Below are 23,512 nucleotides of genomic sequence, written 5' to 3'. Positions count from 1 at the left end.
TTAGTGGGTCTTCGCTCGGCACCGCCAGTCAGTCGGGCGAAATGCTATCGCCGCACGGCGTCGGGGGAAATGGTTTCCCCGACAGCGCGCGTTGTCCCACCGAAGGTAGTCGGCCGCAGCTGCGGCTAGGTGAGTGCCGGTTCGTAGGCGATGAGCTCGGGAATCAGCCACGCCGGCGCCAGCTCGGCGTCGGCGTGGCTCTCGAGAGCCAGCGGGCCCGCAGAGGCGACCGGAGTGACGAGGATCGAGCCGGAGTAGTCGGCGATGTAGAGCTGCGTGCCGTCCGGGCTTTCCACCACGCACGACGCCTGGGACGTGATGCCCAGCGTGTCGATGACATCGTGGGTGAGCGTGCAGAGCACCGTCACCCGGTCGTCGCAAACCAGGTAGGCGCGATCGCCGTCGGCGCTCAGCGACAGTCCCGTGAGGATGCCGAGGTCGCCGAGCTTGCGGGTGGTGGCGATTTTGGTGGTCCGGGTGTCGATGACGTCGACCACCACGCCGACGTCGGGGTCGCCGCTGGCCACGTAGGCCAGCGCACCGTTGGGGCTGAGCGCGATGCCGCGGATGGGCAAACCGATCGCCACGGAGCCGACGACGCGCAAATCGGTTTGCTCGCCGTTTTCTCCCGCTGGGACCCGACGTCGTCGACGCCAGCTCGTCCGCGGTGCCGAAGTGGATTCGTCGGACTGCGCGGGCGCGCCGATCATGACGAGCCGGCCGCCGGAGGGTCCGTTGACGCCGACGTAGGCGAGATTTCCGTCCGGGCTGAGCCGCACGCATTCCGTCGTGGTCCCCGGCTCGGGTGAGTCGAGGTAGACCGTTTCGACCCGACCGGTCGCAACGTCCAGGACGGCCACGTCTGCGATCCCGGCGCCATTTCGGCTGGCGTAGACCCGCTGTGGGCCCACCGCCAGGTCGCTCACGCTGAGAGCCACCGGGTGCGTCTCGACAACCGTGAAGTTCGACGTGTCGATCACCGCGATCGAGTCGTAGGCCGGCGACACGGTGCTGACGAAGGCCCGATCACCCGCCGAGCCGCCGATGGCAATGGCGAACGGTTCGTCGACGCTGTCGACGGTCTCGATGACCCGGCACGTCTCGGTGTCGATCACCGAGACGCAGTTACTGCCGTAGTGGGACGCCATCAGTCGGCGGCCGTCACTGGTGACGGCGATGTCGCTGATCGGTCCGTTGCCGACGGCAATCTCGACGACTACGGGGGCGATCGGTGCGTCATCGAATTTCGAGGCTTCAGGGGCGGCCTCCCGGCCTTTGGCATCGCTCATGGTGCACCGCCTTTGCTGTTGTGGTGGGCCGCGCCTGCGCGCAACACATGATCGCTGCGCGCTGATCGACTAAGCCGTATCCAGCACCTAGTGCCGGCTTCGCGTCAATTCTAGTCATCGAATTTTTGCCCCAAGAATCCGAATTCCTCACTGTTGTCCATCTCACGTTCACGAATCGAACCGGCTGTTGTTGCTGTTAATTACCTAAGAGCAATCAACCGCCGCTGGCAAACCGTGTAACTCGCTTCAACTGAGAAGTAATACACCATAGCTAACTGTCTGCGGCTTCATTTATATAGAGTCTCGATAAGGAATTCTCAGGAAAGGGCACACAAAAGAGGCAAATGTCACATTCGGTAAATCGGCCGTGTCGGCACCCGGACTTTATTTGCTCATGGGCCGCTTGGGCGCCGTAATGGAGTGGCGCAGCTAACCGGTCGATGTCGCCGACGTCAGAGCGCGTTGTGATCGCGTTCGCCGGTCCGGATCCGGATCAGGCTCGCCACCGGAGAAACCCAGACCTTGCCATCACCGATCTTGCCGGTGCGGGCGGCCGCGACGATGGCATCGACGACGCGCTGGACGACCTCGTCGTCGACCAGAACCTCGACGCGGGCCTTCGGAACGAAATCGACCGCGTACTCGGCTCCCCGGTAAACCTCGGTGTGTCCACGTTGCCGTCCGTAGCCCTGGACCTCGGTGAGGGTCAAACCAAGTACGCCGGCGGACTCGATGGCATGCTTCACGCCATCGATCGTGAACGGCTGGACGATTGCGGTGATCAGCTTCATGGCGCGTTCATGACGTCAGTCATCGGATGCCCCAGCTGGTTCGGAGGCCGTCGACCCGCTGCGCAGCGAGGCCATTGGTTCAACTCGACGGCCGGATACGAGCCCTTCGTCGGGATACGCCTCTTCGTCGTGCACGCCGAGGTCGCCGGTTTCCAGGACCTCGTCGGGCAACCGCAATTTCATAAACAGGCCAAGGACTTTCAAGATGACGAAGGTGACGAGTGCATCCCAGACGATGACCGTGGCCGCGGCGCCGGCCTGGATCAATATCTGCTTGGGATGGTGTCCCCACAGCCAACCGGAGTAGGTCACGTCCTGGCCCCCGCTACCACCAAGGTAGACAACGATTTTCGGGTCGGCGAGCACCCCGACGAGCAGGCCGCCCGCGAGTCCCGCCACGCCGTGGGTGTGGAACACGCCCAGGGTGTCGTCGACCTTCTGGAACAGCCTCGTCTTGCCAAGCCAATTCCAGGACATCCAGACCAGTGACGAGGCGACGACACCGATGATCATCGCGCCGAAGCTGTTGACATAGCCGGCCGCCGGGGTGATCGCGACCAGGCCGGTGATCATGCCGTTGATGGCACCGAGGAATGTCGGCTTGCGCTGCTTGCTCGCGAAGATGTCCCAGAGCACCCAGGTGAGCAGGGCGACGGCGGTGGTCAGGTTGGTGTTGATCACGGCCAGTGATGCGTCGGCGCCGGAGAAGTACGGGTCACCGCCGTTGAATCCGTTCCAGCCCAGCCAGAGGACGCCGGCACCGACGGCGGCCAACGGAAGGTTGTTGGGCACGGCGCGTTCGCGGTCACGCGCCAGCCTTGGGCCGATCACCGCCGCAGCCACGAATCCGGTTGTCCCGGCGGCGAGGTGGATTACGTAGCCACCGCTGTAGTCCAGGGCTCCCGCCTGTGACCACCAGCCTCCGCCCCAGAGCAGGAAGGCGTTGACCGCGTAGGCGAACGTCGACCACAGGGGTACGAAGATCAGCCACACCTTGAAGCTGATCCGGCCGATCACGCTGCCGAGAAACAGCAACGGAGTGATTCCGGCGAAGACGAACTGGAAGTACGCCAGCGTTGTCTCCGAAAACCGGAATTTCGGCATGGTGCCGTCCAGTAGCGGGATGACGGCCTGCTCCTGGTTATTGCTGGACAGGATCGTGTGCGGGATCCCTACCGCGGCACGCAGGATGCCGGGACCAAGCTTGAGCGGATCCCCGAATCCCATCTTGAAAACCCATAGGACCCACACCACAAGCACGAGAGAGAACCCGGTGAAGGCCATCAGCATGGTGTTGACGGCCCACTTCTTCTGGACGATGCCGCCGTACAGCACAGCGATGCCGGGGATGCTCATCAGGCCGACGAGCGTCGCCGCCACCAACTGCCAGGCGTTGTCTCCGGGGTTTAGCCAATCGGGATAGGGCACCATGGTTCAGACACACCCCAATTCGAGCCAACGGGCTCATTGGAATCAGCTGCCGTGCGTATAACGGGTGGAAGCGTCGAATTTGAATGTTTCGGTGACGTGTTCAATGGTTTAAATATTCATTTCATTGCGCCGCATCTGCGCGCTACTCCCGATGAACAACGTTGCGCGCCAGGAAAATTGAGAAATGACTGGTGGTCACCTGCAAATTAGCTGCGAACATTTCTCAAATTGCCGTACGCCCGCTGCGGGGCCCGCACCAGCTAATTAGCTTAGCTGCATTGCTACCAGTTAAACGCCATCGGCGCGAGCCGACCGGACGGCTAGCTGAAATGGGTTTGCGGCCGGGGCGCGACGGTGCCGTCGACGGCGATGTCGAGCTTCTCGTTGTAGAAGGCCACCAGTCCGGCGATCTGGGCGACCGCGGGTACGGGATGGCGGTAGGTCCACGCGAGGTCCGGGTAAATCGCGTCACCTACCCGCACCGACCAGTAGCCCGTTGTCGTTCCCTTGTACGGGCACATCGTCTCGGTCAGACTGGGTTCCAGATGCTCGAAGGCGATATCGGTCGGATCAATGTAATACCTTGTGGGCAAACCAGTTTCGAAGAGCAAGACGGGAGATCTGCTATCGGCCAGCAGGACGCCGTCCAACTCGACCCGGACGTGCCGATGCGAGCGCAGCGCGTCGACCCGGGTGTAGGGACTGCGCGGGTGGACGTAGATCTGCTCGTCCTCCTCGAACCAGCGCAGCGCATTCCAGTCGAATCGCACGGTGCCGGCCACCGGGCTGTCGGTGCCGTCGTCGAACACTCGCGCGGCGGACTGGTGTAGCTGGCCGGCCCCGACCAGCGAGTGCAATCGCGACGCGCCGAATTGCACCTTCTGCGGGTGGTTCTCGTCGCGCAGGAACTCCATCCGCACGTCGGCCAGCGGCACGTAATAGGCTGGGTAGTAAGGGATTTCCCATACATAGCGGGCCGCGATGGTATCGAAAACCAGCTCGTGGCCGAGGTATCCGCGGACCCGACGGGGCGCAGGCTCCACCCTTCCGCGCGTGGTGGCATTCTCGGGGTAGTCACGCTCGGCGGCCATCAGCGACTACTGATCCTTGGACGCCAGCCCGGCGGGCGCATGCGAAATCGCTTTGCGGATGGCGTCGGCCAGCGCCAGCGCGCTCTCCTCGGTCAGTTCCAGAGCGACCCGCGCCGACGGGCCGAGTTCCGGGTTGAGCACGTCGATGTTGACCGTGTGGGTGTAGGGCGCGTGCACGGCGTGGTCGACGTACACGGTCGCGCGGTGGGCGCCGAACCACCCCTCCGGGCCCTTGCCGCTGCCGTCGATCTCGACGTGTTCAGTCAGATATGTGCACATGGCTTGGTGGACCTAGCCTTTCAGGTGGGTGGCGAAGAATTCGTCGATGCGGCGCCAGCCGTCCACCGCCGCCTCCGGCCGGTACGCGGGCCGGTCGACGGAGAAGAAGGAGTGGCCCGCGCCCTCGTACGAGTGGAACTCGTGCGCCTTGTCCAGCTTGGACAGCTGGGCGTCGAGTGCGGCCACCGCGGGTGGGGCCGGGAACTTGTCGTCGACCCCGAACAGGCCCAGCAACGGGCAGCTCAGGTTCGGCGCCAGATGCAGGATCGGTTGCATTGCCTTGGGCAGCCCGTCCGGCCGATCCTCGACGATGAAGGCGCCATAGCAGTCCACCGCGGCGTCGAACGGCAGCGAGCAGGCGGCCAGGTATGCGTGCCGCCCGCCCGAGCAGTGGCCGATGACGCCGAATTTGCCGTTGGCGCCGGGCAACGACCGCAGGTGCTCGACCGCGCCCGCCACGTCGCCGACCAAGCGCTCGTCGGGCACCCCACCGGCCGCGCGCACCGTGGCGGCCGCGTCGTCGGGGGCGGCGCCAGGTGCCTCGCGGGAATACAGGTTGGGGGCCACGGCGTGGTAGCCACTGACGGCGAGCCGGCGGACGAATTCCTTGGTTTCCCGGTCGTAGCCGGGCATGTGGTGGATCCAGACGATTCCGCCGTGCGATCCGTCGGCGAGTGGTGTGGCGTGGTATGCCTCGATCTCGTCTCCGCCGTGGCCGGTGATGGTGATCGTTTCCGCGCGGATGGCATCAGGGCTGAACGCGTTCATCGCGATGCTCCTCATTCGGCTTTCGGTGGAGCCCGACGGGACCAACGTATCCAAAACTACGGCCCGGTGGCTGGGGCGCTGGTCGCGCCCTGGCTCAGCCGAGCGGCGCGATCGCCGCTAGCTCGGACGGTCGCGCACTTTGTAGGTCGAGGGCCACGATTTGCGGGACTCATCGCCCGTCAGCGGGGTTCCCATACCCCCGACCTTGACGTTGTAGGCCTCCTTGCCCGGCCCGACCTCGCGGTTCGCGTGCTCCTGGGCGAGGTAGTACAGCTCGTCGATGGTGGCCTCGTCGTAGGCCACGAAAGAGGTTTCCCGGGCGACGTCCGCGATCCCGGCCAGCATCCGGGCCGGCAGCCAGCGAGACAACAGTGCCGCCAGGCCCAAGAACGAAAACGGAATCACCCAATAACAGAGGAAGGACAGCGGGGTCTTGGTGTCGAGGATGGTGGCATCACGGTCCACGGTCGGCGGGATCGCCGATGACACCGTCATGCCGGCGAACGCTGCGATCCACACCCAGCTCAAGACCTTGATGGTCCGGCCGAACAGCGCGGTCTTCACCACGTCGGCCGGCTGCTCGGCCGCGGCGAACTCACTGACGAACGGCTTGCCGATTAATAGGCCGACCACCGCGACCAGAAGGATGCCGGCGTTGCTCAACGGCTGAATCCAGCGCTGCATGAACGAGTCGCTGAGCGTGAAGGTCAGCACCGTCAGCACCGCGAACGTCGCGACGGCCCCAACCCCCAGAGTGCGTCCCGGCGCCCCGAGCCCGCTTCCGATGAAGAACGCGGCGACCGCGATCCACAGCGCGACGATGACGGCGGCGGCGAAAGGGACGTTGCCGACCAGTACCCAGTAGACGATCCACGGCGCGAAGCCAAACAGCATGCCCACGATGGGTCAGTGTATGAGTGGCGGTCCCCGGCGCCGCGACCGCCGCCGTATCGCGGGTTCGGCTGGATGTAATGCGTTGAACCCAAACATATTTGGCGCGAACGGCGAAGGAAGACCGATGGCCCCGGGTGCGCCGCTGACGTTGTGCCGATAGCGGGCAGGGGCAGGTCGTGACTAGATTCTCGCCGAATTCGGCCGATTAGGCCGCCGAGACATACTGTCGAGACATAGTTAGGATTCGGATCTTGCACGACGGTAATTCACATCGAGGAGTCATCGAATGAAGAACACGGCACGGATGGCCGGCCCGATCGCTGCCGTTGTGGCCGGTTTCGTTGTTGTCGCCGCCGCTCCGGCTGCGAGCGCCGACCCGGCAGATGACCAATACCTGCAAACGCTGCAGCAGCGCGGGCTGAGCTGGGCGGCCGGTCAGGACGGAACGATGATCAACGTCGGGCACGCGGTGTGCTCGGACTTTGACGGCGGGGACACCATGGCCCAAACCGTCGGCGACGTGAAGAAATCGCTCGGGATCAGCAACAACGGTGCCGGCAGCATCGTAGGTGCGGCGATTGCCGCCTACTGCCCGCAAAACCGCAGCAAGATGTCGGGCTAGCGTCCGCGCCTGCAGGCTCACCACACACCCCTTGGTAACGCCAGGGATCGACTCGCGAAAGCACTCGGCATCCAGGCCGCTGGGCGAGACTCATGCGCAACTCATATATATGAGGTGAACGGGCCAAAAAGCGGTGCCCCCAGTCGGACTCGAACCGACACTGTGCGGATTTTAAGTCCGCTGCCTCTGCCAATTGGGCTATGGGGGCCCCGGCGGCGAATCTAGCGCGCGCCCCCCGGATCTCCGACACCGCATCCCACCAGAATTCGGGCATTTTCTGGGGATGCGGACGGGCCGTCCCCGGCGTAGCATCCCGCCGCCCCGCGTCCTACCCCTGCTCCCGCGCCTGCGGCCAGATGACACACCCATGTCGCCCGGTAGCACCTTGTTAAAACTGCTGGCTTCTGCGTTAAAACGCCGTAAACGCCGTTCACCCTAGGCCTTTCGGTCGGGAACTTGGTCAGTGGGGAAATTAGCCTTACGCCGGTACACAGGGGCTCGTACGCCAACACCCAGGATCGGCCCAGACGGTTTTGGGGTCGACATAATTTCGACACTAGAGGAGCAATGGATGTCATTCCTGACAACAGTGACTTCAGAGTTGACTGCCGCACAGACAGTGCTGGAGGGGATCAATAGCAACCTGGCGGCGCAGAACGCGGGCGCCGCGTCGGCGACCACCGTCGTCGCTCCCGCGGCCGCCGATGCGGTGTCGATCCAGCAGGCCGCGATCTTCTCGACGTACGGCACCACGTACCAGACAACCGCCACCGCGGCTCAGACACAGTTGGAAACGTATGTGACCAACCTGGGAACCAGCGCTAACAGCTACAGCACCGCCGAGTCCAGCAACGCCGCTAGCGCCGTGGCGCAGGACTTGGCCGGTCCCGTGAACGCTCCCGCAGCAACGGCAACCGAGGGTCCCGGCGCCAGTCTTCTCGACTTTATCCAGTACCTCCTGGGCGGCACCGGCAACAACACCAACCCGACCATGCTCGGCGGGGTCTTCGGCCTGTCAAGTAACGGGGCCAATATTGGGAACATCGGCGCCGGCAACTGGGCGTCAGCCATGTCCGACCTCCTCGGTATGGCCGGTGGTGGTCTGCTCCCCGCCGGCAGCGACACCATCGGTGACGCAGGCGTCGCCGCCGCACTCGCCAGTGACACGACGCCCATGGCCGCCATGGGCAGCGGCGGCATGGTCGGTATGGGCGGGATGCCGATGGCCATGGGAATGGGTCAGGGCACCCTGGTCGGCAACCTGGCCGTGCCGCCGAGCTGGGCCGGCACGGTCACCCCGGTGGCCGCCGCCGCACCCTTGCACACCGTGGGCTGGACCGCCGCGGCGCCGCAGGCCGCGGCCGGAACGGGAATGGCCGGAATGCCCGGCATGGTCACGGGCGGCGCCGGACGCAGCTCCGCCGGCTTCGGTGCACCCCGCTACGGCGTCAAGCCCATCGTCATGCCCAAGCCGGCGACCGTCTAGGCGGCGGGCACCAGCGCGGTCGCGCGTACTTAAACCAATACAGACGAGAGGAAAAGGGACAAACAGATGTCTATCGATTTTTCCGGAGTGCTTCCCGAGGTTATATCGACTCAGATCTACACCGGTCCGGGCGCCATACCACTGATGGCCGCCGCAACGGCGTATGCCAACCTGGCCGCCGAGGTGAGCACCACCGCAACCCAATGGGAATCGGTCATCTCGCTGCTGACCACCGAGAACTGGACCGGTACTGGATCGGCGGCGGCCGCGACCGCGGCCCAGCCCATCATTGACTATCTGACGCAAACGGCGACCGCACTCGAGCAGGCGAGCGCTCAGGCGACGGCGTCGGCGGCCGCCTTTGAGACGGTGTTTGCCTCGGTGATCCCCCCTCAGGTGATCCTGGCCAACAGAGCCACCCAGACGGCGTTATTGCCGTTCGCCGTCATCCCGGTTGTCGCCGCGGAGATCGCGGAGTTGGACGCCGAGTACGCGGAATATTGGGCTCAGGACCTGGCCGCGGTAAGCACTTACCAGGCGTCCTCGGCGGCGGCCGGGACCCTGACGCCGGTGGCACCCCTGGCCGCAGCCCCCGTCGACCCGACCGCGCAAACGTTGTTGGCCCCGGTGTCGAATGCGACCAACGGTCCGATTACGCAAGCCCTCAACATTCCTGTTCAGAACACGAGCCTCCTCAATTCGATTGACAGCGCTCTCGGCACCCCAGCGATTTCGAACTCCATCAACGGTGCGGTCAACACCACGGCGTGGTTCATCGGTAACACCATCCCGACCGCCGTGTCGCTGGGCCACACGCTTGCCGGCGCTACGGTGCCGGCGCTCGCGGTCGGCGACGTGGTGCCCGATGGCAGCGCGGCCGGCGTGGTCGAAGGGACCATGGTTCGAGCGGTTGCGCCAGCCGGCGGTGTGGGCTTCGGAGGAGGCGCTGCGGCTGGTCTGGGCGAGGCGACCACCGTCGGCAAGCTCACGGTGCCGGCCACTTGGTCCGCGGCCGCCCCGGCGACGGAGTTGGCTTCGGCCACAGCCCCACTCGAGGGCTCGGGCTGGAACGTGGCCGCCGAGGAAGCTGGCGCTGGAGGCATGGGCGCCCCCGGTATGCCAGGGATGGTCGGCGGCGCCGGCGGCAAGGGCGCGGCGGGTGCTTTCGCAGGGCCGCGGTACGGCACCAAGCCCATCGTCATGCCCAAGTCGGTGGTGGTCTGATCACGGGAAAGAGGGGGCACGCGTAACGCGTAGAGGTCAGCAGTCAATACGGCAACCACTGCGCTGACACCAACGGACTTCGGATCATTGAAGTCCTGAAAAACAGAAACAAGACAAGGAGAAAACCAAAATGGCTACACGCTTTATGACTGACCCGCACTCGATGCGTTCCATGGCAGGTCGCTTTGAGATGCACGCCCAGACGGTTTCGGACGAGGCTCGCAAGATGTGGGCTTCCTCGATGAACATCGCCGGTGCCGGCTGGAGCGGCCAGGCCCAGGCGACGTCCTACGACACCATGGGTCAGATGAACCAGGCGTTCACCAACATCGTCAACATGCTCCACGGTGTGCGCGACGGCTTGGTTCGTGACGCGAACAACTACGAGACGCAAGAGCAGGCTTCGCAGCAGTCCCTTAGCCACTAGTCACGTAAACCCTTACTGTCCAATACTTTTCACATAGGAGGCATTAACCATGAGCATTAACTACCAGTTCGGAGATGTCGACGCCCACGGCGCCCTCATCCGTCAGCAGGCCGCCTCGCTGGAGGCCGAGCACCAGGCCATCGTTCGTGATGTGCTTGCTGCCGGCGACTTCTGGGGTGGCGCCGGTTCGGTCGCTTGCCAGGAGTTCATCACTCAGCTGGGTCGTAACTTCCAGGTGATCTACGACCAGGCCAACCAGCACGGCCAGAAGGTGCAGTCGGCGGGCAACAACATGGCCAGCACCGACAGCGCCGTTGGGTCCAGCTGGGCCTGACCAACGCCGTTTCCAGCGGGGCCGCACACCAATTGGTGTGCGGCCCCGTTGTTTTGGCTATGGTTCTTGTTATGCGTGACGTTGGTTGTGCGGCACTCAGACCTGCGCGACTTTGGTGGCGACCGGCTAGCCAGCCACCGACGTGCGGGGAATGACGATGCTGCGCAACCCAATTCGTTGGAGCAGGTTAACCGACTCGCGCCCGAACACGCCGCCCAACGGCAGCTTGGCGAAGCCGCGCCCTGCTGTCGGCGACCGCATCGCACCCCACCCGCCCGGCATTACGTTCGCGTCCAGCACGGGTTCGGGCGCAACCAATCCCAGCGCGTCGGCCCAACTCGGCGGCACCGACAAGGTGCCCAAGGTATCCGCTTGTCCGACCCCGGCCGCGGCCCCCTCGCCCACCGGTTGGTCCAGGCGCAGGCCCGTTAGTCCAGTCATGTCGCCGAGTGCACCGGAATCGGCGAGGGCTGCATGCCCGCCACCCACCGCGGCGTCTGACCCCGACGATCCGGGTGTGGACAGTCGCCGCAAGTCTTGCGGCACAGTGGAAGTCACGCGCGTCGCCGTCTTCTGGGAAAGGCCAGCAGCCGCGTGGGCTGCCGTCAGGACACCCGCGCTGGCGTGGCCGGCGATCGTCTGCGGCGGTACGTCGAATCTCGACAAGGACGACGCCGCAGCGGAATTGGCCGCGTACCTATACATCGCCGCCGCGTCCTGGGCCCACATTTCGCCGTACGCCGCCTCGGTGGCCATGATCTCCGCAGTGTGCTGACCGAGGGAGTTGGTGGCGATCAACGTCGTCAGCCGAACCCGGTTCGCCTTGATCAGTGGCGGAGGTACCATCGCGGCGAAAGCCGTCTCGTAGGCGCCGGCGGCGGCGGTGGCATTACGAGCGGCGTGCTCGCAGTGGCCGGCGGCGATCCGCATCCACATCAGGTACGGCATGACCGCAGCCACCATGGACATCGACGACGGACCGGCCCACGAGTCGTCGGTCAGACCCGAGATCACCGACTGATAGCCGCTGGCGGCGGTGTGCAGTTCGGCGGCCAGCGCGTCCCAGCCAGCCGAGGCGGCGAGAAAGGTCTCGGCCCCCGGGCCCAAGTACATCCGGCCGGAGTTGACCTCTGGTGGCAGCACCCCGAAATCCATCAGTTGTTCCTGTCCATGGTTTGCTGGGCCGCGCCCGAGCGACCGGCGGTGGTGATCGAGGGGTGCGGCGGCCCGGCGATTCGGCCGAGCTGTCGCCCCACGGCGGCCACTCGAGTTCCGATCCGTGGTCCGGGCGCCGCGACGGAGGTCCAGGCGTTCATCGAAAACTCACCGGCGGGCGGCTTGCCAGTGCCGCGAAATTGGCGTGTCGACGACGAATTCGCGCGCTTTGTTACGAAACGCATTGCCCACCGAGGACTCTCGTAACGTGGCGTAATGTTGCGTTAACAAATTGAGCGCCATTACCGCCTTCGGTCGTCGTGCGGACGTCGCGTGAGTCGACAGTAAGTGCCGCTGAACAGCGGTTTATGGTCAATCAAATCCATTCGTGCACAAGTTTTGAAATTGCTCGCATGCCGTGACTTGCGTCACGCGAATTGAAAGGCTGTAAATCCCATTATTTTTGGTGAGCGGCTCTTTCTCAACCCAAGGAATGGAACACATATAAAACACATATTTGTGCCGTCCGGGACGGAGAAGCCCCTGAGGACTCAGATTTGAGAACTCTATGAAGTCCGTGACAACTACATGTGTTCTTTGCAAGAATGCAGGAACATGACAGCGATGGGATACGCAGGCAGCGAGCGGCCGCGGCAGGCCATTCTTGGCCAGCTGCCCCGGATCTACCGCTCGGACGGAACGCCGATCCGGGTTTTGCTGGTCGACGATGAACCCGCGTTGACCAACCTGGTGAAGATGGCGCTGCACTACGAGGGCTGGGTCGTCGAGACCGCCCACAACGGCCGCGAGGCGATAGCCACGTTCGAAAGGGTCAACCCGGACGTGCTGGTGCTCGACATCATGCTGCCGGACGTCGACGGACTACGAATTCTGCAGCGGATCCGCGAATCCGACACCTACACGCCCACGCTGTTTCTCACCGCACGCGATTCGGTGATGGACCGGGTCACCGGGCTCACCGCCGGCGCTGACGACTACATGACCAAACCGTTCAGTCTCGAGGAACTGGTCGCCAGGCTGCGCGGGTTGTTGCGGCGCTCCAGCCAGCAGACCCCGCCCGCCGCCGAGGCACTCAAGGTCGGCGATCTGAGCGTCGACACCGCCAGCCGCGAGGTCAGCCGCGACGGCTCGCCGATATCGCTGTCGTCGACCGAGTTCGAACTGCTTCGCTTCCTGATGCGCAATCCCCGTCGCGCGTTGAGCCGCACCGAGATCCTGGACCGGGTCTGGAATTACGACTTCGCCGGGCGCACCAGCATTGTCGATCTGTATATCTCGTATCTGAGAAAGAAGATCGACTCCGGCAGAGAGCCGATGATCCACACCGTCCGCGGTATTGGATACATGCTGCGGCCACCGGAATGACCGGCGAGCGCAACACCCCGCGGTGGTTTCCCCGGTCGTTGCGCGGGCAAGTGCTCTTGGGTGTATTGGCTGTTGTCACAGTGGTTTTGGTGACCGTCGGCGTGGCATCGGTGCTCAGCCTGCGCGGCTACGTCACCACCATGACCGATGCCGAGGTCGCCAAATCGCTGCACGCGTTCAACAACTCCTACACCAGATACCGCAACGGCGAACACACGTCAGCACACCAGGGCATACCGCCGGTCTCGCAGGCACTGCTGGAGTTCACCGGACAAACGCCGGGAAACCTCATCGCCGTTCTGCACGACGGCGTCGTGATCGGCTCGGCAGTCTTCTCCGAAGACGAACCACGTCCCGCGCCGGATGACGTCGTCCGCACCATCCAGGCACAGAAGTGGCCTGACGGTCCCCCGTACACCCTGCGGCTGGGCAGCCTCGGCTCCTACCGGGTCGATTGCCTCATCGAGGGTCACGACATCCTGGTCGTCGGGGTGTCGCAGACCCTCGGCGACCGCATCATCGCGCGTAAAAACCTCACCACCACAGCGCTTGTCGCGGCCGCCCTGATAGTTACCGCGGGACTCACCGTCTGGGTGGTCGGGTACACCCTGCGCCCGCTGCGCCGCGTCGCCGCGACCGCCGCGGAAGTCGCCGCGATGCCACTCGCCGGTGAGGAGCACCGGATCAGCGCGCGGGTACGACCACAGGACACCGATCAAAACAATGAAGTCGGAATCGTCGGGCACACGCTGAATCGCTTGCTGGACAACGTCGATAGCGCGCTGGCGCATCGTGTCGAGTCCGACGTGCGGATGCGCCAATTCCTCACCGATGCCAGCCACGAGCTGCGAACCCCGCTGGCGGCGATTCAGGGCTACGCCGAACTGACCCGGCAGGACAGTTCGGCGCTGCCCCCGACCACCGAGTACGCGCTGGCCCGTATCGAATCCGAAGCGCGCCGCATGGCGTTGCTCGTCGAAGAACTGCTGCTGCTGTCCCGGCTGGGGGAAGGCGAAGATCTGCAGAGCGACGAGGTTGACCTGGCCGAGCTGGTCGGCAACGCGGTGAACGACGCGGCGGTAGCAGCTCCGACACACCACTGGGTCAAAAACCTGCCCGCCGAGCCGGTGTGGGTACGCGGGGACCATGACCGACTGCACCAGCTGGTCAGCAATCTGCTCACCAACGCCCGATTGCACACACCCCCCGGCGTCACCGTGACCACGACAATCACCTGCCACACCTTCCGGCTGGAATCGCCCTTCGCGGAACTGACCGTTGCCGATGACGGGCCGGGCATCGACGCGGATCTGCTCCCCCGGCTGTTCGAGCGGTTCGTCCGCGCCGACACGTCGCGATCCGACGGCTCCGGGATCGGGCTGGGCCTGGCCATTGTGACTTCGATCGTCAAGGCCCACCGCGGTTCGGTCACCGCCGAATCCAGCCCGGGCCGAACCGTTTTCCGGGTACAGTTGCCGTTGATCGAAATTGCGAGCAGCAGCTAGCGCCTTCAGCCGAGGCCGGAAACGATGGTCATCGCGCACCTCGGCGAGGGAAGGACACGTCAATGATCGAGCTGCTGCCGGACATGCCCGCGGGAGTCTCAACGGCGAGATCAGGATCGTGAGGTCATCGCATCCGTTACGAGGGCTTCGGGCCCGGCGGGTTGATTGAGAACCTGAAGCTGGGCTTTGGCACTGTCTTGCCGCATCATTCGGCCTACCAGCGAATCGCGATCGTATCCGACAAGGAATGGGTAACCCACGCCGCACGCGCTCGCATGGATGATCCCCGGCGAGCTCGCAGTGTTCGGGCTAGACGGGTTCGAACGCGCCAAGGTCACATTCCTTGTCGCGCTTCATGATTGGTACACGCCGAACTGCCTGCATGTGCGACGCCCCGCTGTAGGGCAGGGACGCCATCGGCTGATGCTACAGGCGGTCAGCACGCTCACGAGGCGCTGGCGCCTTTCGAACAAGCGGACGTAAAGGAAACGTAAAGGTGCATTGCGCCGTCGTTAGGAAACTGTCAACCAAAGGCCCTACCCGACTGGCCCCGTCTACTTTCAAGCTGACCTTGCCTCCGAGGACTGCAGTGTGGCTGACTTCGATGGGGTTTATCTGTATGCACGCGACCGGCCCGAAACGGAGACAAGATGGGCGTGTTGGTATTCATCGTGCTCACGATGGCAGTGTTCGCCGTGCTTGGCCTGGCACAGAAGTTGGTCGAGCGGCTGTGAGCTACGAAAACATTATTGGCTTGGCGCTTTCTGTACTTCTTGCTGTGTATCTCGCCGGCGCCCTGCTGTTCCCAGAGAGGTTCTAGTGAGCACAACAACAGCGGGGATCGTCTTCCTCGTCGTTCTCGTCGCGGCACTTGTGGCGGTGCATATCCCCCTCGGCGACTACATGTATCGGGTGTATACGTCGGAAAAAGACTCCTATGTGGAGCGCCTGATCTACCGACTGATCGGTGTCGATTCGCGCTCAGAACAGACCTGGGGCGCATATGCCCGAAGCGTTTTGGCGTTCTCCTCGATCAGCATCCTGTTCCTGTTCATATTCCAGCTCGTGCAGGGCAAGTTGCCGTTGCATCTGCATGATCCGGCTACCCAAATGACCCCGGCGCTGGCGTGGAACACCGCGATCAGCTTCGTCACCAATACGAACTGGCAGGCCTACTCCGGTGAGTCAACCGACGGTCATTTGGTACAGATGGCGGGGTTGGCGGTACAGAACTTCGTCTCCGCCGCGGTCGGCATTGCAGTCGCAATCGCGCTGGTGCGCGGGTTCGCCCGCAAGCGCACCGGTGAGTTGGGGAACTTCTGGGTCGACCTGGTCCGCGGCACACTGCGCATCTTGTTGCCAATCGCAGTCATCGGCGCGATCGTGCTGATCGCGGGCGGCGCGGTCCAGAACTTCCACCTCAACGACCAAGTTGTCAATACTCTTGGCGGCACCCAGCAGACCATTACCGGTGGCCCGGTGGCCAGCCAGGAGGTCATCAAAGAGCTCGGCACCAACGGCGGCGGTTTCTACAACGCCAACTCCGCGCACCCATTTGAGAACCCGACGACGTGGACCAACTGGCTGGAGATCTTTCTGCTGTTGATGATCAGCTTCTCGCTGCCGCGCACCTTCGGGCGCATGGTGGGCAGCCCGAAGCAGGGCTATGCAATCGCATCGGTCATGGCGACGCTGTACGGGATCAGCGTGACGTTCATGATGTGGTTCCAGCTGCAGCACCACGGCACGGTGCCGATGGCCGTCGGATCGGCGATGGAAGGCGTGGAGCAGCGCTTCGGCATCGCCAACTCGGCGGTGTTCGCCGACTCGACAACGCTCACCTCGACCGGTGCCGTCGACTCCTTCCACGACTCCTACACCAGCCTCGGTGGGATGATCGCGATGTTCAACATGCAGCTTGGGGAGGTCGCCCCTGGTGGCACCGGCTCCGGCCTCTACGGCATGCTGATCTTGGCGGTGATCACCGTCTTCGTCGCGGGTCTGATGGTCGGGCGCACCCCGGAATACCTCGGTAAGAAGATCAACCCTCGCGAAATCAAGCTCGCCGCAAGCTATTTCCTGGTCACGCCGCTGATCGTGCTGACCGGCACCGCGATCGCGATGGCGCTGCCGGGCGAACGCGCCGGGATGCTCAACGCCGGCCCGCACGGGTTGTCGGAAGTCTTGTACGCGTTCACCTCCGCGGCCAACAACAACGGGTCCGCATTTGCCGGGATCAGCGTCAATACCAACTGGTACAACACCGCCCTCGGACTGGCCATGGTCTTCGGCCGCTTCCTGCCGATCGTGCTCGCACTCGCGCTGGCCGGCTCGCTGGCCAAGCAGGGCCACACGCCGGAATCGCTCGGCACACTCCCCACCCATAGGCCCCAGTTCGTCGGAATGGTCGCCGGCGTCACCGTGATACTCGTTGCCCTCACGTTCTTGCCCATGCTCGCGCTCGGGCCTCTCGCTGAAGGAATCCACTAATGACCGCGACGATCGTCGATCCGGCTGAGCCGACACAGTCCGCGACCTCCGCAAGCACAAAACGGGTACAGGGCGGCTTGCTCGACCCGAAAATGCTGTGGAAGTCGACGCCCGATGCGCTGCGAAAACTCGACCCGCGCACGCTTTGGCGCAACCCGGTGATGTTCATCGTCGAAATCGGCGCCGCCTGGTCCACCGTCCTGGCGATCATCAACCCGACGTGGTTCGCGTGGTTGACCGTGGTCTGGCTCTGGCTGACCGTGGTGTTTGCCAACCTCGCGGAGGCGGTGGCCGAAGGCCGGGGCAAGGCCCAGGCCGAAACGCTGCGCCGAGCCAAAACCCACACCATGGCACGGCGACTCAAGAGCTGGGAGCCCGGTGCATCTGCCGTGGAGGAAGAAGTAGCGGCGCCGCTGCTGCAGCAAGGCGACGTCGTGGTAATCGAGGCCGGAGAGGTGATACCGGGAGACGGTGACGTGGTGGAAGGCATCGCGTCGGTGGACGAATCGGCGATCACCGGCGAGTCGGCGCCGGTGATCCGGGAGTCCGGCGGGGACCGGTCGGCGGTCACTGGCGGCACTACCGTGCTGAGCGACCGGATCGTCGTAAAGATCACTCAAAAGCCCGGAGAAAGCTTCATCGACCGGATGATTGCACTCGTCGAGGGTGCCAATCGGCAGAAGACCCCCAACGAGATCGCGCTGAACATCCTGCTGGCCGCGTTGACGATCATCTTCGTTTTTGCCGTCGCGACGCTGCAGCCGCTAGCGATCTACTCGAAAGCCAACAACCCTGGTGTCCCAAATACCGAGGCGCTCAACACAAACGGCGTCACCGGGATTGTCATGGTGTCGCTGCTGGTGTGCCTGATCCCCACAACGATCGGCGCGCTCCTGTCCGCCATCGGTATTGCCGGGATGGACCGGCTGGTGCAGCGCAACGTGCTCGCGATGTCCGGACGGGCGGTGGAAGCCGCCGGCGACGTGAACACATTGCTGCTCGACAAGACGGGCACGATCACCTTGGGCAATCGGCAGGCCGCCGCCTTCCTCCCGGTCGACGGAGTGTCCCCTGAACAGCTCGCCGACGCCGCGCAGTTGTCCAGCCTCTCCGACGAAACACCGGAAGGGCGCTCGGTTGTCGTATTCGCCAAACAATATTTCGGGCTGCGCGCGCGCACGCCAGGCGAACTCGCGCAAGCCCACTGGGTACAGTTCTCCGCCACCACGCGGATGTCCGGCGTGGACCTCGACGGACACCTACTGCGCAAGGGCGCGGCCAACTCTGTCGCGGACTGGGTACGCGCGCAAGGCGGCAAGGTTCCCCAGCAACTGGGCGAGATCGTCGACGGAATCTCCGCCGGCGGCGGCACCCCACTGGTCGTCGGGGAGTGTGTGAACGGCGAGGCGGCCGTCCTCGGGGTCATCCACCTCAAGGATGTCGTCAAGCAAGGCATGAGTGAGCGTTTCGACGAGATGCGGAAGATGGGCATCCGAACGGTGATGATCACCGGCGACAACCCGCTGACTGCCAAGGCGATTGCCGACGAGGCCGGTGTTGACGACTTCCTCGCCGAGGCGACACCCGAGGACAAGCTCGCGCTGATCAAGCGGGAGCAAGAGGGCGGCAAACTGGTCGCGATGACCGGCGACGGCACCAATGACGCGCCGGCACTGGCCCAGGCCGACGTGGGCGTGGCGATGAACACCGGCACCTCGGCTGCCAAAGAGGCCGGCAACATGGTCGATCTCGACTCCGACCCAACCAAGCTCATCGAGATCGTCGAGATCGGCAAGCAGCTGCTGATCACCCGCGGAGCATTGACCACCTTCTCGATCGCCAACGACATTGCGAAGTACTTCGCGATCATCCCGGCCATGTTCGTCGCGCTCTTTCCCGGCCTGGATCTGATCAACATCATGCGGCTGCACAGCCCGCAGTCGGCGATCCTTTCGGCGGTCATCTTCAACGCGATCATCATCGTCATGCTGATCCCGCTGTCGCTGCGGGGTGTGCGCTATACACCGAGCAGCGCGTCAAAACTGTTGAGCCGCAACCTCTACGTCTACGGGCTCGGCGGCATCGTCGCCCCGTTCATCGGGATCAAGCTCATCGACCTGATCGTCCAATTCGTCCCAGGGATGTCCTGACATGAAGTTGTCGAGTTTCGTCCGCATGCACTTGGCCGCCTTCCGCGCGCTGCTGGTGCTGACCGTGATCACCGGTCTCGCCTACCCGGTGCTCATTTGGCTGGTCGCGCAGATTCCCGGATTGCACGATAAGGCCGAAGGATCCATTCTCACCGTCAACGGGAAACCGATCGGCAGCCGGCTGATTGGCCAGCTGTTCACCGACAAGGACGGCAACCCGCTGCCGAAGTACTTCCAGACCCGCCCCTCAGCCGCCGGTAACGGCTACGACCCGCTGTCTTCGGGCGCGAGCAACCTCGGGCCGGAGAACATCATCGACACACCGGCCGATCCATCACAGTTGACAGCCGGAAAGTCCGCGTCTGATGCGGGCTTTAAGCCCAGCCTGCTCACTCTGGTCTGCACCCGCAGCAGCGCGGTGGGCCAACTGGAAGGTGTGGATGGGTCACGTCCGTTCTGCACCGGCGGCGGCGTGGGTGCCGTGCTTGCGGTGATCGGCCCACGGGACGCCCGTGGAAACGTCGTACACCCCACCGAGGTGGTCAGCATCAACGAACCATGCCAGACGACCCAAACGCCGTTTCTCACCATGTACGAGGGTGCACGGGTCGAGTGCGCCAAGTACGGCGAGGACTACTCGACCGGCCAGATCGTGCCCATCCGCGGCGCCGCTTCTGACAACCCCCAGGTTCCCGCCGATGCCGTGACCTCCAGCGGAAGCGGTTTGGATCCCAACATTTCACCGGCCTACGCCGACATCCAGGTCACCCGGGTGGCCAAGGCCCGACACGTCAGCCCGGATCAGATACGCGCGGTACTGGCGCAGTACCGCAGCGGTCGCGATCTGGGAGTTTTCGGTGAGCCCACTGTGAATGTCCTTGAACTCAACTTAGAACTCGACCGTCGATACCCTGTTACCGGTTAACGGCAGGGGGATGATGGTTGACGTGAGAGACGTCAGCCCTGAGGACCACCGCCCCAAACGAGGAGAGCTCCGCATCTACCTAGGTGCGGCACCGGGCGTCGGGAAAACATACGCGATGCTCGGCGAAGCGCACCGGCGTTTGGGACGGGGCACGGACATCGTGGCCGCGGTGGTGGAGACCCATGGTCGCCTGAAAACCGCGGAGATGATGGAGGGCATCGAGGTCATCCCGCCGCGCTACCTCAAATACCGTGGTGCCAGCCTCGCCGAGATCGACGTGCCTGCCGTACTAGCACGTCACCCTCAGGTGGTCCTCGTCGACGAGCTCGCGCACACCAACACGCCGGGCAGCAAGAACGCCAAGCGATGGCAAGACGTCGAGGAGCTGCTCGACGCCGGCATCTCGGTGATCTCGACGGTCAACGTCCAACATCTAGAGAGTCTCAACGACGTGGTCGCCCAGATCACCGGTATCGAGCAGAAGGAAACGATCCCGGACTCGGTTGTGCGGCAGGCGGCACAAGTTGAGCTCGTTGACATTACGCCGGAAGCACTGCGCCGCAGGCTATCCCATGGAAACGTCTACGCGTCGGAGCGCGTCGATGCGGCGTTGTCCAATTACTTCCGTCCGGGAAACCTCACCGCGCTTAGGGAATTGGCGCTGCTGTGGGTGGCCGATCAGGTGGACACCGCGCTGGCGAAGTACCGCGCGGATAACAAGATCACCGACATGTGGGAGGCGCGCGAGCGCGTCGTGGTGGCGATCACCGGTGGGCCGGAATCGGAGACATTGCTGCGGCGGGCATCCCGGATCGCGTCCAAATCCAGCGCTGAACTGATGGTGGTTCATGTGGTGCGCGGCGATGGGCTGGCTGGGCTGTCGGAGGTCCGGATGGCCAAGATCCGTGAGCTGGCGAGCAGTTTGGATGCCTCGGTGCACACCGTGGTCGGTGACGACGTTCCCACGGCGTTGCTGGATTTCGCCCGCGAGCTCAACGCCACCCAGTTGGTGATCGGCACCTCGCGACGATCGCGCTGGGCCCGGATTTTCGAGGAGGGCATCGGCTCGAACATTGTGCAGCGGTCCGGCAGGATCGACGTGCACATCGTCACCCACGACGAATCCAAGGGCGGCTTCCACTTCCGGTCGCTGGCGCCCCGCGAGCGGCGCGTCGCCTCCTGGTTGGCGTCCGTCATCGTCCCGTCGGTCGTCTGCTTCATCACGGTGGGCTTACTGGACCACTATCTCGACAACGCCGGTGAGAGCGCACTGTTCTTTATCGGAGTGTTGGCGGTAGGGCTGCTGGGAGGCGTTGCGCCGGCGGCACTTTCGGCTGTCTTGTCCGGACTTCTGCTGAATTACTATCTGATACCGCCGCGGCACAGCTTCACCATCGCCGAACCCAACAGTGCCATCACCGAGTTGGTGTTGCTCATGATCGCAGTCGCGGTCGCGGTTCTTGTCGACGGTGCCGCCAAACGTGCCCGCGAGGCGAGGCTGGCCTCACAGGAGGCGGAACTGCTGACGCTGTTCGCGGGATCGGTGCTGCGCGGCGCCGACCTCGAGACGCTGCTCGAACGGGTGCGCGAGACCTACGCCCAGCGTGCGGTCACCATGCTGCGCGAAGCGAGCGAGGAAGACCGCGCCAGCGGCAAGAAGAGCGAGGTTGTCGCCTGCGTGGGCAGAGATCCGTGTACTACGGTGGAATTTGCCGATACCGCAATCGAAGTCGGCGATGGCGAGTTCTGGATGCTGCTTGCCGGCAGGAAGCTCTTCGCACGTGACCGTCGGGTGCTGGGCGCGGTGGCCAGGCAGGCCGCGGGTTTGATCAGACAGCGTGAACTCGCCGACGAAGCCAGCCAGGCCGAGGCGATCATGCGCGCCGACGAGCTGCGACGCTCCCTGCTCGCGGCGGTCAGCCACGACCTGCGCACGCCGCTGGCCGCGGCCAAGGTCGCGGTGTCCAGCTTGCGCGCGGAAGACGTCGCCTTTTCCGCGGAGGACACCGCCGAATTGCTGGCGACCATCGAGGAGTCCATTGACCAGCTGACCGCACTGGTCGGGAATCTGCTCGATTCCTCACGGCTGGCGGCCGGCGTGGTCAAGCCCGACCTACACCGGGTGTATCTGGAGGAAACCGCGCAGCGCGCGCTGGTGAGTATCGGCAAGGGCGCCACCGGCTTCTACCGATCCGCCATCGACCGCGTGAAGGTCGATGTCGGTGATGTCGTGGTGATGGCCGACCCCGGGCTCCTCGAACGGGTGCTCGCCAACCTGATCGACAACGCGCTGCGGTACGCGCCCGACTGTGTGGTTCGGGTCAATGCCGGGCGCGTCGGCGACCGCGTCCTCATCAATGTGATCGACGACGGCCCTGGAATCCCGAAGGGGTCCGAGGACCAGATTTTCGAGGCATTCCAGCGGCTGGGCGATCACGACAACACCACGGGTGTTGGTTTGGGAATGTCGGTGGCACGCGGATTCGTGGAAGCCATGGGCGGCACGATCGCCGCCAGCCAAACGCCGGGCGGGGGGCTTACGGTGGTGGTGGATCTGGCCGCGCCGCAACGGGACGGTGCGCTATGACCCGGGTGCTGGTCATCGATGACGAGCCACACATCCTGCGCGCGTTGCGGATCAACCTGTCGGTGCGGGGCTACGAGGTGATCACCGCATCGACCGGGACGGGCGCACTGCGCGCCGCCGCCGAGCACAAACCCGATGTGGTGATCCTCGACCTCGGCCTGCCCGACCTTTCCGGGATCGAGGTCCTGGGTGGTCTGCGCGGCTGGCTCTCCGCGCCGATCATCGTGCTGTCGGCGCGCACCGATTCTTCCGACAAGGTTGAGGCGCTGGACGCCGGCGCCGACGACTACGTCACCAAACCGTTTGGGATGGACGAGTTTCTGGCCCGCCTGCGCGCCGCGGTCCGCCGGAACGCCGCGGCGTCCGAGACCGACGAACCGGTGATCGAGACTGACGCGTTCACCGTCGACCTGGCCGCCAAGAAGGTGACCAAGGAGGGCGCGGAGGTCCACCTCACCCCGACCGAGTGGGGCATGCTCGAGGTACTGGTCCGCAATCGAGGCAAGCTCGTCGGTCGCGAAGAACTCCTCAAAGAGGTGTGGGGTCCGGCGTATGCCACCGAAACCCATTACCTACGAGTGTATCTGGCGCAGCTACGGCGCAAACTTGAAGACGACCCGTCGCATCCCAAACACCTGTTGACCGAATCGGGCATGGGTTACCGCTTCGAAGCCTGAG

Annotated in this window: 22 protein-coding genes, 1 tRNA gene and 1 pseudogene; 14 read left to right on the top strand and 10 right to left on the bottom strand. The window is 64.3% G+C overall.

Annotated elements, in window-relative coordinates:
* Positions 1-125: 125 nt before the first annotated feature.
* The 7 genes from MNAB215_RS16840 to MNAB215_RS16810 form a co-directional block, all read right to left on the bottom strand.
* On the bottom strand, positions 126-1,289 hold the full coding sequence (locus MNAB215_RS16840; RefSeq protein WP_077079843.1) for a YncE family protein: 1,164 nt from the start codon (positions 1,287-1,289) through the stop codon (positions 126-128).
* A 452-nt stretch (positions 1,290-1,741) separates the two neighbouring features.
* Positions 1,742-2,080, bottom strand: a complete 339-nt coding sequence (locus MNAB215_RS16835; RefSeq protein WP_077079842.1) for a P-II family nitrogen regulator — start codon at positions 2,078-2,080, stop codon at positions 1,742-1,744.
* A 15-nt stretch (positions 2,081-2,095) separates the two neighbouring features.
* Positions 2,096-3,511: an ammonium transporter gene (locus MNAB215_RS16830; RefSeq protein WP_077079841.1), complete on the bottom strand. Its 1,416-nt coding sequence runs from the start codon at positions 3,509-3,511 to the stop codon at positions 2,096-2,098.
* A gap of 320 nt (positions 3,512-3,831) precedes the next feature.
* Positions 3,832-4,602, bottom strand: coding sequence for a DUF427 domain-containing protein (locus tag MNAB215_RS16825; protein WP_077079840.1), 771 nt, complete (start codon positions 4,600-4,602; stop codon positions 3,832-3,834).
* Between the two features lie 6 nt (positions 4,603-4,608).
* The gene (locus MNAB215_RS16820; RefSeq protein ID WP_077079839.1) at positions 4,609-4,881 is read right to left on the bottom strand and encodes a DUF6295 family protein; all 273 of its coding nucleotides are present in this window, start codon (positions 4,879-4,881) and stop codon (positions 4,609-4,611) included.
* A gap of 12 nt (positions 4,882-4,893) precedes the next feature.
* On the bottom strand, positions 4,894-5,649 hold the full coding sequence (locus tag MNAB215_RS16815) for a dienelactone hydrolase family protein (RefSeq protein ID WP_077082083.1): 756 nt from the start codon (positions 5,647-5,649) through the stop codon (positions 4,894-4,896).
* A 117-nt stretch (positions 5,650-5,766) separates the two neighbouring features.
* On the bottom strand, positions 5,767-6,549 hold the full coding sequence (locus tag MNAB215_RS16810; RefSeq protein WP_077079838.1) for a hypothetical protein: 783 nt from the start codon (positions 6,547-6,549) through the stop codon (positions 5,767-5,769).
* A 280-nt stretch (positions 6,550-6,829) separates the two neighbouring features.
* On the opposite strand from MNAB215_RS16810, the gene MNAB215_RS16805 reads away from it, so the two are divergent.
* On the top strand, positions 6,830-7,165 hold the full coding sequence (locus MNAB215_RS16805) for a DUF732 domain-containing protein (RefSeq protein WP_083746149.1): 336 nt from the start codon (positions 6,830-6,832) through the stop codon (positions 7,163-7,165).
* Between the two features lie 134 nt (positions 7,166-7,299).
* On the opposite strand, the gene MNAB215_RS16800 is transcribed toward MNAB215_RS16805, so the two are convergent.
* Positions 7,300-7,373, bottom strand: a tRNA-Leu gene (locus MNAB215_RS16800).
* A gap of 363 nt (positions 7,374-7,736) precedes the next feature.
* On the opposite strand from MNAB215_RS16800, the gene MNAB215_RS16795 reads away from it, so the two are divergent.
* From MNAB215_RS16795 to MNAB215_RS16780, 4 genes are all read left to right on the top strand, one after another.
* A complete protein-coding gene (locus MNAB215_RS16795) occupies positions 7,737-8,651 on the top strand; it encodes a PE/PPE C-terminal domain-containing protein (protein WP_077079837.1) in 915 nt (304 codons plus the stop codon).
* Positions 8,652-8,717: 66 nt separating this feature from the next.
* Entirely contained in the window at positions 8,718-9,875 is a 1,158-nt protein-coding gene (locus MNAB215_RS16790) for a PPE family protein (protein ID WP_077079836.1), read from the top strand.
* Positions 9,876-10,005: 130 nt separating this feature from the next.
* Positions 10,006-10,302, top strand: a complete 297-nt coding sequence (locus MNAB215_RS16785; RefSeq protein ID WP_077079835.1) for a WXG100 family type VII secretion target — start codon at positions 10,006-10,008, stop codon at positions 10,300-10,302.
* A gap of 49 nt (positions 10,303-10,351) precedes the next feature.
* Positions 10,352-10,636, top strand: coding sequence for a WXG100 family type VII secretion target (locus tag MNAB215_RS16780; protein ID WP_077079834.1), 285 nt, complete (start codon positions 10,352-10,354; stop codon positions 10,634-10,636).
* Between the two features lie 126 nt (positions 10,637-10,762).
* Here MNAB215_RS16780 and MNAB215_RS16775 read toward each other — a convergent pair whose 3' ends face one another.
* The gene (locus MNAB215_RS16775; protein ID WP_077079833.1) at positions 10,763-11,791 is read right to left on the bottom strand and encodes a PPE family protein; all 1,029 of its coding nucleotides are present in this window, start codon (positions 11,789-11,791) and stop codon (positions 10,763-10,765) included.
* Positions 11,791-11,952 carry a hypothetical protein gene (locus MNAB215_RS29775; protein ID WP_165691582.1) on the bottom strand — a complete coding sequence of 54 codons (162 nt, stop codon included), beginning with the start codon at positions 11,950-11,952 and terminating at the stop codon, positions 11,791-11,793. The genes MNAB215_RS16775 and MNAB215_RS29775 overlap by 1 nt, the downstream gene beginning before the upstream one ends.
* Positions 11,953-12,406: 454 nt before the next feature.
* On the opposite strand from MNAB215_RS29775, the gene MNAB215_RS16765 reads away from it, so the two are divergent.
* The 9 genes and pseudogenes from MNAB215_RS16765 to MNAB215_RS16720 all read left to right on the top strand — a co-directional run bounded on the left by MNAB215_RS16765 (position 12,407) and on the right by MNAB215_RS16720 (position 23,511).
* The gene (locus tag MNAB215_RS16765) at positions 12,407-13,177 is read left to right on the top strand and encodes a response regulator transcription factor (RefSeq protein WP_077079831.1); all 771 of its coding nucleotides are present in this window, start codon (positions 12,407-12,409) and stop codon (positions 13,175-13,177) included.
* On the top strand, positions 13,174-14,682 hold the full coding sequence (locus MNAB215_RS16760) for a sensor histidine kinase (RefSeq protein WP_077079830.1): 1,509 nt from the start codon (positions 13,174-13,176) through the stop codon (positions 14,680-14,682). Before MNAB215_RS16765 ends, MNAB215_RS16760 begins: the two co-directional genes overlap by 4 nt.
* Positions 14,683-14,819: 137 nt before the next feature.
* Positions 14,820-15,018, top strand: a pseudogene (locus MNAB215_RS16755) (SpoIIAA family protein); the annotation flags it as partial.
* Between the two features lie 268 nt (positions 15,019-15,286).
* Positions 15,287-15,502 (top strand): K(+)-transporting ATPase subunit F, encoded by a 216-nt coding sequence (gene kdpF / locus MNAB215_RS30030; RefSeq protein ID WP_342743254.1) that lies wholly within the window; start codon positions 15,287-15,289, stop codon positions 15,500-15,502.
* Positions 15,502-17,172, top strand: a complete 1,671-nt coding sequence (kdpA, locus tag MNAB215_RS16740; protein WP_077079828.1) for a potassium-transporting ATPase subunit KdpA — start codon at positions 15,502-15,504, stop codon at positions 17,170-17,172. The genes kdpF and kdpA overlap by 1 nt, the downstream gene beginning before the upstream one ends.
* The gene (kdpB, locus tag MNAB215_RS16735) at positions 17,172-19,322 is read left to right on the top strand and encodes a potassium-transporting ATPase subunit KdpB (RefSeq protein WP_077079827.1); all 2,151 of its coding nucleotides are present in this window, start codon (positions 17,172-17,174) and stop codon (positions 19,320-19,322) included. Before kdpA ends, kdpB begins: the two co-directional genes overlap by 1 nt.
* A 1-nt stretch (position 19,323) precedes the next feature.
* Positions 19,324-20,247: a potassium-transporting ATPase subunit C gene (locus MNAB215_RS16730; protein ID WP_077079826.1), complete on the top strand. Its 924-nt coding sequence runs from the start codon at positions 19,324-19,326 to the stop codon at positions 20,245-20,247.
* A gap of 10 nt (positions 20,248-20,257) precedes the next feature.
* Positions 20,258-22,834 carry a sensor histidine kinase gene (locus MNAB215_RS16725; RefSeq protein WP_077079825.1) on the top strand — a complete coding sequence of 859 codons (2,577 nt, stop codon included), beginning with the start codon at positions 20,258-20,260 and terminating at the stop codon, positions 22,832-22,834.
* Positions 22,831-23,511, top strand: a complete 681-nt coding sequence (locus tag MNAB215_RS16720) for a response regulator (RefSeq protein WP_077079824.1) — start codon at positions 22,831-22,833, stop codon at positions 23,509-23,511. Before MNAB215_RS16725 ends, MNAB215_RS16720 begins: the two co-directional genes overlap by 4 nt.
* Position 23,512: the final 1 nt, after the last annotated feature.

The sequence above is a fragment of the Mycobacterium numidiamassiliense genome, assembly GCF_900157365.1.
GTDB classification, from domain to species: domain Bacteria; phylum Actinomycetota; class Actinomycetes; order Mycobacteriales; family Mycobacteriaceae; genus Mycobacterium; species Mycobacterium numidiamassiliense.
Note: the sequence above shows the minus strand (reverse complement) of the source record. Positions and strands in the feature narration are given on the sequence as shown.